19 protein-coding genes and 1 riboswitch are annotated in these 17,547 nt (G+C 42.0%); of the genes, 11 read left to right on the top strand and 8 right to left on the bottom strand.

The genetic code is table 11. From position 1 onward, the window contains the following. The 4 genes from EMP01_RS09645 (at position 1) to EMP01_RS15530 (ending at position 3,437) form a co-directional block, all read left to right on the top strand. Positions 1-1,110 (top strand): alkene reductase, encoded by a 1,110-nt coding sequence (locus EMP01_RS09645; protein ID WP_129021317.1) that lies wholly within the window; start codon positions 1-3, stop codon positions 1,108-1,110. Position 1,111: 1 nt separating this feature from the next. After that, the gene (locus tag EMP01_RS09640) at positions 1,112-1,873 is read left to right on the top strand and encodes a type 1 glutamine amidotransferase domain-containing protein (protein WP_202616043.1); all 762 of its coding nucleotides are present in this window, start codon (positions 1,112-1,114) and stop codon (positions 1,871-1,873) included. Between the two features lie 54 nt (positions 1,874-1,927). After that, positions 1,928-2,500 (top strand): Crp/Fnr family transcriptional regulator, encoded by a 573-nt coding sequence (locus EMP01_RS09635; protein ID WP_129021316.1) that lies wholly within the window; start codon positions 1,928-1,930, stop codon positions 2,498-2,500. Positions 2,501-3,185: 685 nt separating this feature from the next. After that, the gene (locus EMP01_RS15530) at positions 3,186-3,437 is read left to right on the top strand and encodes a hypothetical protein (protein WP_161971304.1); all 252 of its coding nucleotides are present in this window, start codon (positions 3,186-3,188) and stop codon (positions 3,435-3,437) included. Here the strand turns inward: EMP01_RS15530 and EMP01_RS09630 are convergent. From EMP01_RS09630 to EMP01_RS09620, 3 genes are all read right to left on the bottom strand, one after another. Continuing rightward, on the bottom strand, positions 3,424-3,732 hold the full coding sequence (locus EMP01_RS09630) for a hypothetical protein (protein WP_129021315.1): 309 nt from the start codon (positions 3,730-3,732) through the stop codon (positions 3,424-3,426). The genes EMP01_RS15530 and EMP01_RS09630 overlap by 14 nt on opposite strands. A 25-nt stretch (positions 3,733-3,757) precedes the next feature. Then, positions 3,758-4,249 (bottom strand): hypothetical protein, encoded by a 492-nt coding sequence (locus EMP01_RS09625; RefSeq protein WP_129021314.1) that lies wholly within the window; start codon positions 4,247-4,249, stop codon positions 3,758-3,760. A gap of 285 nt (positions 4,250-4,534) precedes the next feature. Continuing rightward, on the bottom strand, positions 4,535-4,987 hold the full coding sequence (locus tag EMP01_RS09620; protein WP_129021313.1) for a hypothetical protein: 453 nt from the start codon (positions 4,985-4,987) through the stop codon (positions 4,535-4,537). Positions 4,988-5,050: 63 nt separating this feature from the next. Here EMP01_RS09620 and EMP01_RS09615 point away from each other — a divergent pair, with 63 nt between their 5' ends. The 4 genes from EMP01_RS09615 (at position 5,051) to EMP01_RS09600 (ending at position 10,103) form a co-directional block, all read left to right on the top strand. After that, positions 5,051-6,067, top strand: a complete 1,017-nt coding sequence (locus EMP01_RS09615) for an IS1595 family transposase (RefSeq protein ID WP_202616042.1) — start codon at positions 5,051-5,053, stop codon at positions 6,065-6,067. Continuing rightward, positions 6,039-6,290, top strand: a complete 252-nt coding sequence (locus EMP01_RS09610; RefSeq protein WP_129021312.1) for a hypothetical protein — start codon at positions 6,039-6,041, stop codon at positions 6,288-6,290. Before EMP01_RS09615 ends, EMP01_RS09610 begins: the two co-directional genes overlap by 29 nt. 1,370 nt (positions 6,291-7,660) lie before the next feature. Beyond that, positions 7,661-9,352: a sensor histidine kinase gene (locus EMP01_RS09605; protein WP_129021311.1), complete on the top strand. Its 1,692-nt coding sequence runs from the start codon at positions 7,661-7,663 to the stop codon at positions 9,350-9,352. Further along, entirely contained in the window at positions 9,342-10,103 is a 762-nt protein-coding gene (locus EMP01_RS09600; RefSeq protein WP_161971303.1) for a response regulator transcription factor, read from the top strand. Before EMP01_RS09605 ends, EMP01_RS09600 begins: the two co-directional genes overlap by 11 nt. A 3-nt stretch (positions 10,104-10,106) precedes the next feature. Here the strand turns inward: EMP01_RS09600 and EMP01_RS09595 are convergent, their stop codons facing one another. After that, positions 10,107-11,423, bottom strand: a complete 1,317-nt coding sequence (locus tag EMP01_RS09595) for a voltage-gated chloride channel family protein (protein ID WP_202616041.1) — start codon at positions 11,421-11,423, stop codon at positions 10,107-10,109. Positions 11,424-11,453: 30 nt separating this feature from the next. Next, positions 11,454-11,520: riboswitch (Fluoride riboswitch) on the bottom strand. A 147-nt stretch (positions 11,521-11,667) separates the two neighbouring features. Here EMP01_RS09595 and EMP01_RS09590 point away from each other — a divergent pair. The 3 genes from EMP01_RS09590 to uvrC all read left to right on the top strand — a co-directional run bounded on the left by EMP01_RS09590 (position 11,668) and on the right by uvrC (position 15,518). Further along, complete coding sequence (locus EMP01_RS09590) at positions 11,668-12,912, top strand: MFS transporter (RefSeq protein ID WP_129021309.1); 1,245 nt, start codon at positions 11,668-11,670, stop codon at positions 12,910-12,912. 65 nt (positions 12,913-12,977) lie between these two features. Next, positions 12,978-13,679 carry a dipeptidase PepE gene (gene pepE, locus EMP01_RS09585; RefSeq protein ID WP_129021308.1) on the top strand — a complete coding sequence of 234 codons (702 nt, stop codon included), beginning with the start codon at positions 12,978-12,980 and terminating at the stop codon, positions 13,677-13,679. Positions 13,680-13,694: 15 nt separating this feature from the next. Then, on the top strand, positions 13,695-15,518 hold the full coding sequence (gene uvrC, locus EMP01_RS09580; RefSeq protein WP_129021307.1) for an excinuclease ABC subunit UvrC: 1,824 nt from the start codon (positions 13,695-13,697) through the stop codon (positions 15,516-15,518). Here uvrC and EMP01_RS09575 read toward each other — a convergent pair. The 4 genes from EMP01_RS09575 to EMP01_RS15525 form a co-directional block, all read right to left on the bottom strand. Further along, on the bottom strand, positions 15,515-15,946 hold the full coding sequence (locus EMP01_RS09575) for a YybH family protein (protein ID WP_129021306.1): 432 nt from the start codon (positions 15,944-15,946) through the stop codon (positions 15,515-15,517). The genes uvrC and EMP01_RS09575 overlap by 4 nt on opposite strands. A 100-nt stretch (positions 15,947-16,046) precedes the next feature. Next, complete coding sequence (locus tag EMP01_RS09570; RefSeq protein ID WP_129021305.1) at positions 16,047-16,496, bottom strand: hypothetical protein; 450 nt, start codon at positions 16,494-16,496, stop codon at positions 16,047-16,049. A gap of 148 nt (positions 16,497-16,644) precedes the next feature. Beyond that, positions 16,645-17,247: a hypothetical protein gene (locus tag EMP01_RS09565; RefSeq protein WP_129021304.1), complete on the bottom strand. Its 603-nt coding sequence runs from the start codon at positions 17,245-17,247 to the stop codon at positions 16,645-16,647. After that, positions 17,244-17,547: hypothetical protein (locus tag EMP01_RS15525; RefSeq protein ID WP_161971302.1), on the bottom strand; the 304-nt coding region annotated here is incomplete at its 5' end. The genes EMP01_RS15525 and EMP01_RS09565, both read right to left, overlap by 4 nt.

Below are 17,547 nucleotides of genomic sequence, written 5' to 3'. Positions count from 1 at the left end.
ATGACCAAAGATTTGTTTGCACCGCTTAGCTTCGGTGCCCTGAATTTGAAAAACCGCATTGCCATGGCACCAATGACCCGTGCCCGTAATGCTGACGGTATTCCTAAAGAATTTAATGCTACCTATTATGCGCAGCGTGCTGATGCGGGCCTGATCATTACAGAAGGTACGGCTATTTCTGATACGGCTATGGGTGTATTATATATTCCAGGACTGTATACACCGCAACAGGTAGCCGGCTGGAAAAAGGTTACGGATGCTGTACATGCAGAAGGGAGTACCATCTTTACCCAGCTGTGGCATGTAGGCCGCGTCTCCCATACGTCTAATCAGCCTAAAGGTCAGGCGCCGGTAGGGGCTTCTGATCTGCGTGCTGCCAACTCTTTTGCCTGGGGATATGATGCGGAGGGCAAAGAAGGATTTGTACCTGCTTCGCAGCCCAGGGCATTGGCAACAGAAGAGGTATCGGCTGTGGTGCAGGATTTCGCTCATGCGGCTAAAAATGCTGTAGCAGCGGGTTTTGATGGTGTAGAGCTGCATGGTGCGAATGGTTATCTTATTGAGCAATTTCTGAATCCGCATATCAATAACCGTAGTGACCAGTATGGCGGCTCAGTAGCCAACCGGTCCCGTTTCCTGCTGGAAGCTATTGATGCATCTATTGCCGCAATCGGGGCTGATAAAGTGGCGATACGCCTGACACCTTATGGCGGACTGCATGAATTGCCGCATTATGAGGAAATAGAAGAAACTTACCAGTACCTCGCGACAGAACTGTCCCGGAGAAATATTGCGTATATTCATATCATGGACCAGCAGTCCCGTGGCAGCTTCGCCTTACCTGATGGATTCCTGGAGCGCTTCCGCAGCTGGTATGACGGCGTATTGATCCTGGCAGGTGGTATGGACCGTGAGAAGGCTACTGCATTAATAGAAGCCGGCACTATTGATATTGCTGCTTTCGGAGAGGTATACATTGCGAATCCTGATCTGGTTGATCGCCTCCGGAACAACTGGCCGGTTACCCCACCCAACCGTGCACTGCATTATGGACTGGGTATGGAAGGATACCTGGACTGGAAAACTTATCAGGAACAAATTAATCATTAATATGAAACGGAATATATTACAGGTCCTGGTACTGGTCATCGCCATGCTGGCGGGTTTCGGTGCATTACAGGCGCAGCAAAAAACATCAAACATGAAAAAGAAAATCTTATTTGTAGTCACCAGTCATGATACCAAAGGCAGCACGGGTGAGCCAACAGGATATTACCTTGCCGAGGTGTCTCATCCCTGGAAAGTGCTGACTGATGCAGGGTATGAAATCGATTTTGTAAGTCCGAAAGGAGGTACTCCGCCCGTTGACGGCTTTGACCTGAGTGATCCGGATAACCAAGCATTCTGGGAAAATAAAGAATATCATCAGAAGATCAGTAACAGCATGCGCCCTGAGCAGGTGAAACCGGAAGAATATGCTGCTATATTTTATGCCGGCGGACATGGTGCTATGTGGGATCTGCCGGAAAATAAAGCACTGGCCGCTATTGCGGCACGTATTTATGAGCAGAATGGTGTGGTTGCCGCCGTATGTCATGGACCGGCAGGCCTGGTCAATATACAATTGAGCAATGGTAAGTATCTTGTGGATGGTAAAAAGGTAAACGGCTTCTCTAATGAAGAAGAGGAACTGGTGAAACTGAGTGGTGTGGTGCCCTTCTTGTTAGAGGACCAGCTGAAAGCCCGTGGCGGAAAATATGAACATTCTGCAGCATGGCAACCGCATGTAACGGTAGACCAACGATTGATCACTGGTCAAAACCCACAGTCGGCAAAGGCTGTAGGTGAAGCGATTAAAAAGGCATTGGACTAGATTAGATTTAATGATAGTATACATCGAGGCATATTTCTTTTGTACATTTACAACATGGAATATGCCTCTTTTCTGCGCCGACATATAGAACAGGTTGTGTCCCTTACAGATGAAGAATTTGCCCTGTTGCTCCCATATTATAAGCCGCTTACGGTGGCCAAAAAGCAATTACTGATCGAGAGTGGCGATATGGTGCAAGCCGAGTTCCTGGTGGTGCAGGGCTGTCTGAAAGCGTTTATGCATGATGAAGATGGCCGCCAGCACATTATCCAGTTTGCTATAGAGAACTGGTGGATATCAGACTACCCTGCTTATGCAAAACAAAGCAGTGGTGATATGTGTGTACAGGCACTGGAGCCTTGTTTTGTGCTGGAACTTTCCGCTGCAGATAAGGAAACTGTTTGTAACCTGGTGCCCAAAATGTATATATTTCACGGACGTAAAGCCTTCAGTGGCTATGTAGCCTTGCAGAGACGTGTTTTATCTATGATGAAAAGTTCGCCTAAAGAGAAATACGAACTGTTGTTGCAGCAATACCCTGCCCTGTTTCAACGGGTATCAAAAACGATGATTGCACATTACCTGGGTGTATCGCGGGAGACTTTAAGCAGGCTGGAAAGGAAATAGAATAGGTTTGTTACTGGCAATCTCACTGTCTGAATTATTACCTGGATTTAAAGAAATGGAATGTGTACACTACCATTGATATGGCGGTCAATTCAATGAGAAATATTTATACTGCTTAAAATGAGTGTCAGTAAGCATTTCAAGAAATAAAATTTACTGACTATCCGCATGTAGGCAACTATTTTATTCGTCCTTTTGTCCGGCAACAAAAGGTGCAAAAATGATATTTCATCAAGGCGATTGCATAGCACCGCCATTTTGTACCGTTGCGTGCCTTGATCGTCTGAGCTTAACGTGTGATGCGTTGGGTGCTCAACGATCCGCAGCTCCAACCAAAATGGCTATCGCTGTGATGAAAACAATAAGCGATCCGTACAGAACAGATCGCTTAGAATGTCCTTATAAATCCGGCGTTACAAAAATCATTGGCTCGGTCGATAAAGTCGTAAACCACTGTCTGAGCGCAGCGAGTCTGCGTTTGCGACCGACCGACACATTGATTTTTAGCCAGGGATGTATACAGCCTTGATTTTTTGGCGGTACCCTTTTGCATCAAGGCAAAAGGTACCAATAGATATAAATAGGGCACTAATATACAATCTTACATCAGAGCCAATTCTTTTCAAAAATTTTGTGAACAAAAACAAAAAGACCACAATAAGTGGTCTTTGGAAAGGAGGTTGTTGTGAATAAGGATTCCATTCAAGAAGCCTATAAGGTAGCAACACAAATTGTAGAACTTTTAGAGAACTACAATAAAAATCATCCCTACGATTTACTCATTTTATCATTAAATGAGATAGATAATAATGATAGTCCAGGAATGAAGCCTTTCAGGGATAGTGTCAATAATTCTATAAAATTTTATGAAAACCTACTAAGAATAGGGGTGACGAATTTTAGAGATTCTGGATTTCTACCTTTTACTTCAGAATAATATAACCATCTATGTGAAGCATTGATGAATCCCGTCTTATGTAAACAGGTTTTAGATATTCAATCTCAACTTTAATATTCTTTGTGAAAGTAGGGTCTTTTGGAATGATATTTATGTATTCATCTGAATCTAATAACTCAGATATTTGATATTTGTAGATGTTAGGGCCTACAGTTACGTTTATCAGGTTATCTTTAAATGAAATAATGTATCCACCCATTACAGGCTTATTCGCACGGAATATACCATTATCTTCTAGTACTTTCAGTACCTCATGGTTTAAGTTTTGATCCATTTTATAGTGGTTTTAAAGGTTAAATTTATTGAATTCCTTTAGATAATACTTCTTGACGTTTTTCACTAGCGTCTGCATATGAATTAAATGAATAGACTTTACGTTTATGAGTTTTGAAGTTTTTATAAACTCTACTATTGGCTTGAACATCAGGAGAACTTGTTAAGTCATCAAGAATCTTATATTCTTCGTCTCTAGTGGGTTTATGGGTGCGTTCAATTATTTCAGTTGTCAAAACCTGATAGTTTTCTTCCCCTATACCAAAAGAAACTACCAATGCTGCAAATACATAGTAGGTTTGAGGTGCTGGAGTTATGGTTGTTGTAGGTTCCATTGTAGCTCTTGCAGCAGATGCAACCGCTTCGGCTGTCTCATCAACTTTCTGTTGTTCATCTTTAGCTTTTAGGATCGCTCGTTGGAGTTCTTCTTCAGTGTAGAGTTTCTTTTGAGATTGTGTGTTTCCATTCTGACAAGAGAATAGGAATAGTAGAAGAATTAAGGGTAAGAGTTTTGTCATTTGTCGCAGTTTTTATGAGTGATTGTAAAAAATTAGGTGTAACCAGTATCTTCACCACTCATGGACTGCGACATCCAACCAATGCAAAGACTGAGTTACACCTTTATAGGCGTATCTAAGTCATATCCTGCATTGGCTTTGTTATCTAAGGTCGCAGTTTAGAGTAGTCAGCTATGATATGATACAAGTATTTATATGTAAATTTTCTTTTATTTATTCAAATTCAAAATGATTTTTCAATGAATCACAAATTTATGAAATTTAGGGATGCACTGTTTAAGGTGATCAGGAATCTTTTTCAAAAAAGAACTTCCAAATCTCAAGAAGATAATAAACAGCCGCAATTATTGTCCCAATTGCCACCCACACAGTCAGATTTTTTGTCTTTTCAGCCACCTGATTTTGTGAATAAGCCAAAGCCCTTTGTTCCTGCTCTAACATATTCACTCTTTGTATTTCCTTTTGGGATAATGTATATACCAAGACGTAACCCTCGAAAACCAACCCTTTAAAGGATATATTATAATAAGATAATCCTGTAGGTTTTTCAGTTTTTGTTAGATAACCATCAGATACCAATTTTTCTAAAATTTCCTTGAGTATAAGTGTAGTGATATTCATTTCTGGAGTCCTTTTAACATATGTTTCAATTAATGAATAATTGTATGTGGCACTGAACTCTTTTTTCTTTTTAAAATAGTCAAGGACAAAGTCTAGTTTTTGTAAATGTTCTATCATAATAACAAATTTAAGTATTTATTTACACTTCTAATGTACTTTTCTACTTATATTTGTATTGTAATGATCTCAGTAAAACCATACAAGAGTGTTAAACAACTTCTGGAGGCTTTCCCCACAGAACAAAGCTGTATTGATCACCTTGAAATGCTGAGATGGAACGGAAATATCGTTTCTCCTTTCGATGAAGATTCCAAAGTCTATAAATGTGCAGGTAACAGATACCGCTGTGTAAACACCAAGAAGTATTTTACAGTAAGAACAGATAGCATCTTTGAAGGATCTAAAATCGAATTTAGAACATGGTTTGTAGCCATATACCTTTTCATAGTTAATAAAAGAGGTATTTCTTCTTATCAGTTAGCAGACGAATTAGGAGTTACTCAGAAAACAGCATGGTTTATACTGGCAAGGTTAAGATTTGCAATTGACCCTGAAGATGATGAGTTTGATGGAGAGATTGAATCAGACGAATCGTTCGTAGGAGGCAAAAATAAGAACCGACACAAAGACAAAAAAGTTGAAAAGTCTCAAGGTAGATCCTTCAAAGATAAAACACCAGTAGTAGGCTTACTTAAAAGAGGAGAATACAAATTAGTTAGAAGACCTCACAAGGTAATAGATGGAGAGTATGTTATTGAAAAGGTGACTATCAGACCTACTAAAGTTAAAACCTTTGTTGTAGAAGATACCAAAGTAAAAACGTTACAACCGTTAATTCTTCAAAACATAAAAGGAGGAAGTAGATTACTTACAGATGAGTGGATGGGTTACGCGGGTTTAAGTAAACATTATAAACATGAGTTTATTGATCATGGTAGAGGACAATATGCCGATGGAGATATAACCACTAACAGGATTGAAAATTACTGGAGTCACTTAAAAAGATCAATAATAGGTGTTTATTATAAAGTGTCTAGAAAGCACTTGCAAATGTACTTAAATGAGAGATCCTTCCGCTTTAACAATAGAATGAGTATTTTAAGCGAGAAAATAGACTTATTTTTACAAGGTATTTCAGGTAAGAGATTAACTTACCAAACCTTAGTTTATGGATCAGAGATTAGCAAAAGAAGTTAAACGACTTAATGGAGAAGAAGAATACTTCAAGACATTTAAATCTGATGAAGAGATTCTTAAATTATTAGGTATTCTTGAAGTATCTGAAACTTGGCAAGAATTCAAAAAACTCCATTTAAGAAAACTTAGCAGAAACATTAAAATGAGTGCACCTGCAAGACCATTAATTGGTTTTGACGATGTACTTGTAGGTATCTTTAAAAAAGGTAAACCAAAGAAATAAAAAGAGGGGCGGCAACCCCTCATAAATCCTTAGATTTTAGCTCTTATTTGTTCTGTTTGCAGGTTGGATTCTCGCAAACAAAGAAGTGGAAGTATCTCGAATTTTTTGGATAAATCCTAACTCCATTTTTACCTCTTTTCCAAGGGATAAAAACTTCTTTCATTGCATTGCTGCATTTGGAACAAAATTCTGGCTTGTGATGCAAATTCATCGCTATAAATTTTGGGTTTAATAATCAGAATTTCAGGAACGTTCTGTTTCGACCAAAAACTTTATTGTATAAAAACAAAAAAACCTCAGTTGCCGCTGAGGTTTAAATATTGTTCATCTTTTAGCAGTGTTTGATCTAACAATCCTGCGATGAATTTGCATTTGCAAATGTACAATTGCATTTATTAAAATGCAAACTTTTAACAATTACAGCAATATTTAAACCTCTAAGATAAGTATACGAAACCAACTTTATATAACCAAAAAAACATATTCGTAACTTGTACACAAAGATAATTTTTTACATGCGATTTATCATTAACGAGATATGCACATGAAGTTGATAAACCCGGAAATACGGTATAGTAAAGGATTTGAAAAAAATAAGGTAGTCAAATGACTACCTACTTAAACTTAAAAAATTATGATTACTAAGAAAATTATACATGTACCATATGACGGATCTGTATATAGTGATCAAAACACTATTACAATATGGTATTTTCTAGGAATTCCTTTTTGGAAAGTTAGAAAATTCACAATGAGACAGCATTAAGTTTTGCTTCAAATTCAGATATATTATCGGATACTTCTAAATCTCTACCTGTAGAAAGTAAAATTGATGTAGTTTTTGACTGAATTAAAGGATAGTAAAATACAATATATTCTACATTTAAATTGTATTCAGTCAAACCAGATATAGAGGTAACTTTAATAAACTTAGCCATAAGGATTTTTAATCCGAAAATAACAAAATTAATTAACAACAAAGAGACTTAAGTGTAAAGTCGTATATTAATGCCATAAATAGAATGCCTAAAATATAATACTAGACTTTGTTTCCTTTAAGCGGATACTCAGTTAGCGATTATTAATTGCGTATTATAAAAAAGCCATCTGAAAAATCAAATGGCTTAGCTCTCTTCATTACTCATAGATGAACCTGCTATTATACAAGCATGGTAGCCCGATCCATTTATATTCTTTTAGCGATTCCTGCTCAATACCGGAATCGATTGGTATATTGTTTAGTCTGCAAAGGAAAACTAAGCCTTGCGGTCCTCCAAAAAAAATGCTTACTTTGAGTGCGAACATGCTTATTTTTGAGGATATACTACAATAATAATTCTCATCATGACGGTACATTTGCAATAAGATGAATGCGTAAACAATACGGTCATATTATTCTCTGTTTCCTGTTTTCCTGGTCGCTTGTTTCAGGATTGTTTTCCTGTACTCGGGAAGATAAAGCGGCAATGAGTCTGCAGCAGCAGGAGGCTGTATTTTTTGTCCTCTTACATAAAGGAGACAGTGTATATGCACAGAAAAAGAATTATACCACCTTCGCTCATAGTCTGAAATACTACGATAGTGCGCAGATTATCGCAGAACAATCCCATAATGCCAGGTTAAAGGCAGAAGCCCTGTTTGCCAAAGGCCGTATCTACGATGCCTGGAATAAAGAACCTCAGCGTACCATCCATTATTTTAAAGAAGCTGCGGCTTTATTTGGTAAACTTCCAGATCAATACTCCCGCTATCTGTATGTACAGCAGCTGGTAGCGCATGCTTATGATAAGATCAATGATAGTGTGCACGCGGTGGAAATATTAAGGAACCTGTACGATACACTGCTGATCAAGGATACTGCGTTCCGGAAGCAGCAAGGCTATATCTCCCAGATGGCCCTGATCAGTAGCGAGGTGCGCAATTATGCACTGGCTGATAGTATATTGAACAATCTATTTAAAAGGAGCTGGATACGTAATGATCCGGATACCTATAATTACCTGGATAATTATTATCTGACCCGTTCCCGCATTGATGTGTATCATTACGGTAAGGTGCGGTCGCCCTATCTTGATTCTCTGGAACAAGCGTATGCCCGCACCACAACAGGTTTTGACCGTGCCTTCCTGGCTACAAACCTGGTACAGCTGTATCGTACCGTTAAGGATACGACCAAGGCCTATACTTATCTGCTGGCAGAATATAATTTTACCGTAGAATTGAACCAGGGTAAGGCCCTGGAAGCGCTGGAGCATGATCTGGCCAAATCGGAACTGGATGCGGAAAGGCGGCAGATCCAGTATGAACAGACCATGCAGCAATGGAAGGAGATGGGCTTTGTGGTGTTTATGATCGGCTTTCTGTCCATCACAGTGCTGAGTATATTTCTCTATAAAAATGTGAAAAAATACCGTGCGCTTTCTGCCAAACTGAGCCGTACCAATGAAGACCTGGACCAGCAGATTGGCAATGTTGCACTGCTGAATAAGGAAATGCAGCACCGGGTTAAGAATAACCTGCTGATGATTGTGAGCCTGCTACAGATGCAGGAGCGCAGAAGCCAGAATGAGGAGACGGTAAGAGACCTGCAGGAAGCCCGCTTGCGGGTGCAGAGCATCTCAGATCTGCATCAGCGGATCGGTAGTCATGAACAGGCGGTGGACTTTAAATCTTTTATAGAGGCACTGGTACAAGCAGTAGTGAATTGTTATTTTATCAGTAAACCGGTAACGGTCAGTGTGAGCGGTACCGATCATATAGGATTGCCTAAGAAAAAGCAATTGCCCCTGACACTGATATTGAACGAATGGATCATTAACTCGATAAAGTATGCCGATACCGGAAATGAACCACTGCACCTAACCGTAGCCTTCCGTGTACTGGAAGATCAGCTGGAGATCCGGTATGCCGATAATGGTTCTGTAGATGCACATAATGCAGATGCTCCGCCGGGACTGGGCACAGAAATCGTAGTTTTGCTGAGCAGGCAATTGCATGCCCAGGTATTGCGCCATCCGGAGCATCCTTATCAATACACCATCATTTGTCCCAATGGAAAATAAGATCAACATTCTGATTATTGAAGACGATGCCCTTATTGCGGAGCACCTTAAGTATAGCCTCGAGGATCTGGGCTATTATGTGAGTGGTATCTGCTATCATTTTGATGAGGCCAGAGATCTTATTGCCCATACTGAAGCCGATCTGATCCTGCTGGATATAAACCTTGAGGAGGCAGAGGAGTGGAAGAACGGGATTGCATTAGGGGGCATTATCCAGGATACCAGGCCCAATATTCCTTTTATTTACCTTACGGCCTATAATGATCTGAACACGATCAGGGCGGCCACCCGCCAGAAGCCGCAGGGATACCTGATCAAACCGGCAGGTTCTGCAACCTTATTTGCAGCTATACAAACGGCTATCGAAAACAGTAATCTGCAACAGAAGGTGCCGGAATCCGATCAGCAGGAAGATACCCGCCCCGATTACTTCTTTGTGAAGGTAGGACATAAGACTAATAAGTTTTTCTGGAAAGATATTTACTGCCTGGAGGCGGGTAAGAATTATGTAAAAGTAAAATCTGCACAGGTGCAATTCCAGTATTCGATCAGGGGATCACTAACCTTTGTGCGCACACAATTACTCCCCTTAAGCCTGCAGGCCTCATTTGTACAGGTGAACCGTAGTTGCTGTGTGAACCTGCAGTACATGACCTCATTTGACCCGGAAGCGATATATTTTGGTACGGAACGTATCGAAAACAGCAGGCTGAGTATGGCAGACTTAAAAAAGCACGCCAATAATAAATAAAGTTTACAGATCCTGCATTCTTTTGCCCCTGAGGTGACCGAAACGACGATGTTTCGGAGTGTCGATCTGTTGACTGCTATATATGCTGTTATTGCCTGAGCATAAATAGGCTACAACACAGGCCAGCGCAATATATACGCCACATTCCATACCGAATAATTCAATGCCCATCATCGTACAGGCCAATGGTGTATTGGTCGCTCCTGCAAATACAGCAACAAAGCCCATACCCGCCAGCAATGCATGCGGCAAGGGTATAATAAACGCTAAGGCACTACCTAATGTGGCCCCGATGAAGAATAGAGGCGTTACTTCCCCACCCTTAAATCCGGCAGATAAGGTAATGACGGTCAGCAGCATTTTCAAGGCAAAATCATAGGGCATTGCGGTGGTGTCAAATGCGGATACAATGGCCGGAATACCCAGCCCGGAGTACTTTGTAGTACCAGAGAGCCATACAAATAACAGGATGAGTAAACCTCCCGCCACCGGGCGAAAAGGTGGGTATGCAATATATTTTCTGAAGCTGGTACTGCAATACTCCATGCATTTGCTGAACAGCGCGGCACACCAGCCAAACAGGATGCCGGCAATAAGCACAAAAATGAGATGACTAAACGATAAAGCCGGCACGATGCCGATCGGGTAATGCGTATGCGGTACGCCCCAGGCGCGGGTGACCAGGTCGGCCAGTATAGCAGCCATCACCGCGGGAAACAATGACTGGTAGCGCAGGCGACCCAACAGAAAAAACTCTATACCGAATAATGCGCCGGCCAGCGGTGTGCCGAAAACACTGCCAAAACCCGCTGCTACTGCGGCAATCAGCAATGTGCTACGATCTTCTTTGGATAATTTAAATGGCTTGTGCAGCTGATCGGCTATTGCACCGGCCATTTGCAATGCGGTGCCCTCACGTCCTGCGGAGCCACCGAGTAAATGGGTGATAATGGTACCGGCATATACCATAGGTGCCATTTTAAACGGGATCGTTTTGCCGGGCTCCAGTATAGTATCGATCAGCAGATTATTGCCGCTTACTATACTTTTTCCATAGCGGTCATATGCCCATCCGACCAGGAAACCACCGACCGGCAGCAGAAATAAAATCCAGCTATGCTCCTCCCGGAATGCTGTGGCCCATTGCAGGGTTTGCAGGAAGAAGGCAGAGGCGGAACCAATGAGTAAACCAAGGATCAGACAGATCAGCACCCATCTGAACAGGTATGGCATAAGCGGATACTTGCGGAACAATAAACGGAATCGTATGTAAATATTACGGGAGAAACTGGCGGTAGTCTGGTGTTGTGGTACGGGCATAACAATCCTGATTATAAGGTAAATATTGATATATAATCAGGCGTCATCAGCTTTTGCAAGCGGTTGGGTAAGGAAGCACACCATTTCCTTTTGTAGGGCAAAGATACATATTCCTGATTAAATTTGCCCTCACGGTGGTGGCAGTAGGTTAATTTATTACCAAAATTGCTTTTCATCTATACGACATTGCTATTAATCCTGTTGTTTTGCAGGATAATACCTGCCCTGCTCTTTTCTGAATCATATGAATCCCGAACAAACTGTATCTGATCCTGTAGGAAACACATCTGTAACCGGCGAAATGCCTGCCCGTCCGGCCCTTACCCGTTCTGTCTTATGGCTGATGACCATTGCCAGCGGATTGGTGGTTGCCAATAATTATTATAATCAACCCTTACTGGGCCTGATTGCTAAAGATATGGGGGTAAGTGAGGCGAAGGTGAGTAATATTGCTATGTTTACCCAGATCGGATATGCCATGGGTTTATTACTGATTGTACCACTCGGCGATATGCTGCGCCGTAAGCGCCTTATCCTGATTGATTTCATATTTATCATTCTGTCCCTGCTGGGCATGACCATTGCCCCGTCTATACATTGGCTGATTCCAATCAGTTTCCTCATCGGGTTTACCTCTGTCGTGCCGCAGTTATTTGTACCTATGGCGGCAGAACTGGCGACGAAAGAAAAGCAGAGTGCCTCTATAGGTATGGTAATGAGCGGACTGCTGATAGGGATATTATTATCAAGGGTAATCAGTGGTATTGTAGGTGATCTCTGGGGCTGGAAGGCTATGTTCTACATTGCTGCGGGCTGTATGGGCGTATTGGCCCTGGTATTGGCCCTTAAATTGCCGGAAGTGCATCCTTCCTTTAAGGGTACTTACCGGGAACTGATGCGCTCACTGGTACACCTGACCAAAACACAGCCGGTATTAAGACTGGCTGCATTCCGTGGTGGTGCCGGATTTGCGGCATTCAGTGCTTTCTGGACCACATTGGTATTTCACCTGGAAGAGGAGCCCTTTCATGCCGGTGCAGCAGTAGCGGGTTCTTTTGGTATGATTGGTGCTGTAGGGGCACTGGCTGCCGCTATTGTTGGTAAGATCGCGAATAAGGTACGTCCATTCCAGATTGTGCTGTACGCTATACTAATTATGCTTATCAGCTGGGTCATTTTTTACTTTGGTGGTTATACATATATCGGACTCATTATCGGCATTATCCTGATCGATATGGGCCTGCAGTCGATGCATATTATGAACCAGTCCAGCTTCTTTGCTTTAAGGCTGGCGGCCGGCAACCGTTTGAATACTGTGTATATGTTCAGCTATTTCATAGGTGGCTCGTTGGGTACTTATTTGGCAGCACAGGCCTGGCGTGCCTGGCAGTGGCCGGGTGTAGTGCTGGTGGGTACATTTTTTACGGCACTGGTATTTATCAGTCATCTCCTGTATGGTAAGCCCAAAGCGGCGCCACAGGTATCTTAAATATTCTCCAAAGCAGCCGGACAAAAGCCGCAGATTTGCTACTTTTGCAGGATATTATTGCATACATGAAGAATATTATCCTGGCCAGTACCTCCACTTTATTTGGAGGCGAATACCTGGCGTATATCAAAGAGCAGATCAAAGACTTATTCAAAGGTATTGACTCCATCATATTTGTCCCTTATGCCCGCCCGGGTGGTATTTCACATGATGAATACACCGCGATTGCAGCGACATACTTTGCCGGTATTGGTATTAACGTAAAAGGGTTGCATACCTTTGCCGATCCGAAACAAGCCATACAGGAAGCTAAGGGTTTTTTTACCGGTGGCGGAAACACCTTCCTGCTGGTGAAACAACTGCATGAGCAGGGATTAATGACCGAACTGTCAGCAGCAGTCAGCAGCGGAAAGCCTTATCTGGGTTCCAGTGCAGGCAGTAATATAGGTGGTATCAATATGCAAACGACCAATGATATGCCGATTGTGTATCCGCCTAGCTTTGAAACCATGGGACTGGTTCCCTTTAACCTGAACCCGCACTACCTGGACCCGAATCCGGATCTGAAACATAATGGTGAGACCCGCGAAACTCGTATCAAGGAGTTTCATACCCAGAATACTATTCCGGTTGTAGGCCTCAGAGAAGGTAACTGGATCAGGGTTACAGGCGATCAGGTCACTACAGAGGGTTCTGAACAAACCCGCATTTTTGAAGCTGGTAAAGCTCCTTATGAGGTGGCTGCCGGTACGGTACTTTCCTTTTAAGCATTACATGATCCGATGAATAAAGAACAATTCCAGGCTGAAATATCTCCTATGCTGCCGCATGCTCCCGGTGTGTATCGTTATTACGATGCCGGGAAGAAGCTGTTGTATGTAGGTAAGGCCAAGAACCTGAAAAAAAGGGTCAGTTCTTATTTTGTCAAAAAGATCGATAATGTAAAGACCCATACGCTGGTCAACCAGATTGTGCATGTAGAGTGGACGGTGACGAATGATGAGCATGATGCGTTCCTGCTGGAAAACTCGCTGATCAAGCATTTCAAGCCGCCATACAATATCAGCCTTAAGGATGATAAAACGTATCCGTACATCACCATCAAGAATGAATCATTTCCGCGTGTATTCCTGACCCGCAGATTTACTAAAGATGGATCGGAATACCTGGGGCCATATACTTCGGTCAGCCAGATCTATACACTGATGGACCTGGTGAAGCGTCGTTTTCCGCTGCGTACCTGCAGCCTTAACCTGAGCCCGGAGAATATTAAGAAAGGTAAGTTTAAAAAATGCCTGGAATACCACTTGGGCAATTGTAAGGCGCCCTGCGAGGGTTTGCAAAGCCTGGACGATTATCAGAATGATGTGCAGCAGGTAAAGCAGATTGTCAAAGGGAATATCAGTGGCGTGTTGAGTAGCTTACGCCAGCAGATGGCTGAAGAAGCAGAGCAGATGGCTTTTGAAAAGGCACAGCATACCAAAGAGACGATCGATATCCTGCAAGGCTTCCAGACCAAATCTTCTGTGGTGAATACCAGACTGGGCAACCTGGATGTGGCCAGTATTGTAGAGCATGGCGGACTGGCTTATGTCAATTATATGGTGGTGGCAGAAGGTAGTATTGTACAAAGCAAAAGCCTGCAGATCGAGAAGAAACTGGAGGAGACTGCCGAAGAATTATTATCTTACGCTATTGCCTTCCTGCGTCCGCGATTCCAGTCTCAGGCTAAGGAGATTATCCTGCCCTTTGAGATACAGACTGAGGAATCGGATCTGGTCCAAACCCTGCCATTGCTGGGTGATAAGAAGAAACTGCTGGACCTGAGTTATAAAAATGCAGAGGAGCATATGCGCCAGTCGGAGCTGAAAACCAGGCTGAACCTGGATAAGGCGGCGACAAAGGATATGAATGATACCCTGGTACAGTTACAGCATGACCTGAAACTGAAGGAGGTGCCCGTGCATATCGAATGTTTCGATAACTCTAACTTCCAGGGCAGCTTCCCGGTTGCCGCTATGGTTTGTTTTAAGGAGGGTATGCCGTATAAAAAAGAATATCGCCATTTTCATATTAAAACGGTTGAGGGTATTAATGACTTTGCCTCTATGGCTGAGATTGTGCATAGGCGCTATTCCCGCCTGATCAAGGAAGGGAAACCGCTGCCACAGTTAGTCATTATAGATGGTGGTAAAGGCCAGCTGAGTGCGGCTATGGAGAGCATCAGTGCGCTGGGACTGGTCGGTAAAATGACGATCGTGGGCCTGGCTAAAAGGGAAGAGAGCATTTTCTATCCCGGCGATAGTGATCCACTGCAATTACCGTACAATGGTAAAAGCCTGTTGCTGATCCGCCGTGTGCGGGATGAGGTGCACCGTTTCGGGATTACCTTTCACCGTGATGTGCGCAGCAAAGGCACGATCAAGAATGAACTGGAGGATATACCGGGTATCGGTGCGCAGACCGCTACTACCCTATTACAACGCTATCGTTCTGTAGCGAAGATCAAACAGATGACCCAAAGAGAACTGACTTTAACGATCGGTGCTTCTAAAGCCCGTGTCGTATATGAATATTTCCATAAGGATGAGGAAGGTGCTGATTAATTGGTATAATCCATCACGATCAGCCATTTGCCTTTTATATTGCGGTACAGCAGGTGAAAGCTGCCACCCACATCTCCTTTATTCCTGCTCAAATGCCATTTCCCAATCGCAAAATACTCTCCCTTACTGAGCGGATGTACATTCAACTCAGAAAAGGTGAGCTCGCCCATCGTGGCCTTATCTGGATATGATTTCAGATAGCGGTCCAGTACGGGTTTCCAGCCATAGGTTGTTTTACTTCCGCCGATGAAAGCCAGACTATCATGCTGCCAGTACCCGCTCATATAGGCCGGAATATCACCGGCATTCCAGGCTTCCTGCTGCAGTTGTAGCATTTTTCGGATCTCCATTTCGGCTCCCTGTGCATAGCTATTGCGGGCAAAGAGTGATAGCAATATAAACAGGCTGAGTTGTATGATTCTTTTCATGACTTAGTTTTTGGGAGGTATAAAGGTAGTAGATGTACAGGAGGAATGCAAGAGGTGGAGTTAATGGATAGAAAAGGATATATTGTCAAAACAAGAAGGGCTAGTCCGTCCTTCCCCGCAGCCGCTCAGATTCCCATTTAATAATTCCATACCAGTCGTCATACTCTTTGTCGTATGGTGAGTGTTGCAGCCATTCCTGTAATCTGCTTAAATAATCAAGTGCGGCAGCTTTATTACGTGTAGTGAGAAAGCAATTATATACTTTTTGTGCGGTAATGATTTTAAGGATATGAACAGGTTGTATGCCGGGAATATCCGGGTATTCCTGCAGGCACTCTTTCCGAAGGAATGTAACTAAATGATTAATTGCTGCTCTGCTGATAACTTTTTTTTCCATTACATATTCATTTGCAACATCTGCACTCTCATATACCTTGTTTTGGGTAATGGCATCATCAATATTTTTCTGGCTTTCCGCAAATAGCAATGTATAATCACGTTCACCAACGATCTCTATTACAGCTATGGCTTTCACCTCCGAAGTGTCCATTGAGCAACCGGAACATAAAGTTAACAGCAAGGCAATCAGAAATATATTTAATCCCTTTTTCATCATTGTAATTTACGGCTAATGAAATTCATTAGAAACTTTCTTGCATTTTTATCAAAGGCGGTATTTACTGATTTTGAAGTCTAATTTAATCAGTTATTATGCCTCTTTTCTTAGCTTGTTCTAAAAACCAAGGATTCAGCATGTTTTTATTCTTGTTAATAAAACGAATAATATCTGGTTGAAGCGGTTTAACCTTTTTGTAAGATGTAGTATCATAAATCCACTTAGGAAAGGAAAGAGACTCTAAAGGCATTGATGAATTACTCCTGACGAAGTACATTAGTGTATCCGGCTGATCGGCGGTAAACATTAAACCGTTTATCATTCCCGTCCATTCATCATAGTTAAAATGATTGATTAGTTTGTGATCAATATCATTATAAAAACTAAAGTAAAATGCGCATGAATCTCCACTCAATCCTAAAGAGTCGAAACGGAGTTCAAGGCTTGAATAAGGTTTGTTGACAATCGTTTGGGTTCTGATATCCCCATAGTATGTGCCTGGTGTATCCATACAATAATAAGTGTACAAGTACCATTTGGTACTGTCGTACCAGTCATTGATCTGTAAAGAATCAACAATTGTAGGATAGTGGCTTTGCTGTTTCTGTGCTTGTTGGGAAGATTCGCTGCAGCCAGAAATCATGATGGATAATGCTAATAATATCTTTAGTACTCTGGTATTCATACACAGGTTAATTCGGGATAAAAGGAAACAGAAACTGGCTTAGAATTCATATTCAGTCCGATTTTTACTGTTGTAGAGCACGTTTCTTTTTTACCATTTTTATATGTCAATTTTCCAAATAGCTTCCGGTTGAAGTTGGTATCATCGAACATTTTTAATTGCTGTATGTGCTCCCAGTCTCCCCGCTCCTTATTTATTCCTATAAATTGATTTTTTAATAAGGTAAAATCAATGAAAATTAATCCATTTGATTGTAAAGATGGAATGATAAAATCTTTAATGGCAACTGTTACCGCTTTT

Source organism: Edaphocola flava, assembly GCF_004118155.1.
GTDB classification, from domain to species: Bacteria; Bacteroidota; Bacteroidia; order Chitinophagales; family Chitinophagaceae; genus Edaphocola; species Edaphocola flava.
This window is presented reverse-complemented; position numbering and strand designations above follow the sequence as displayed.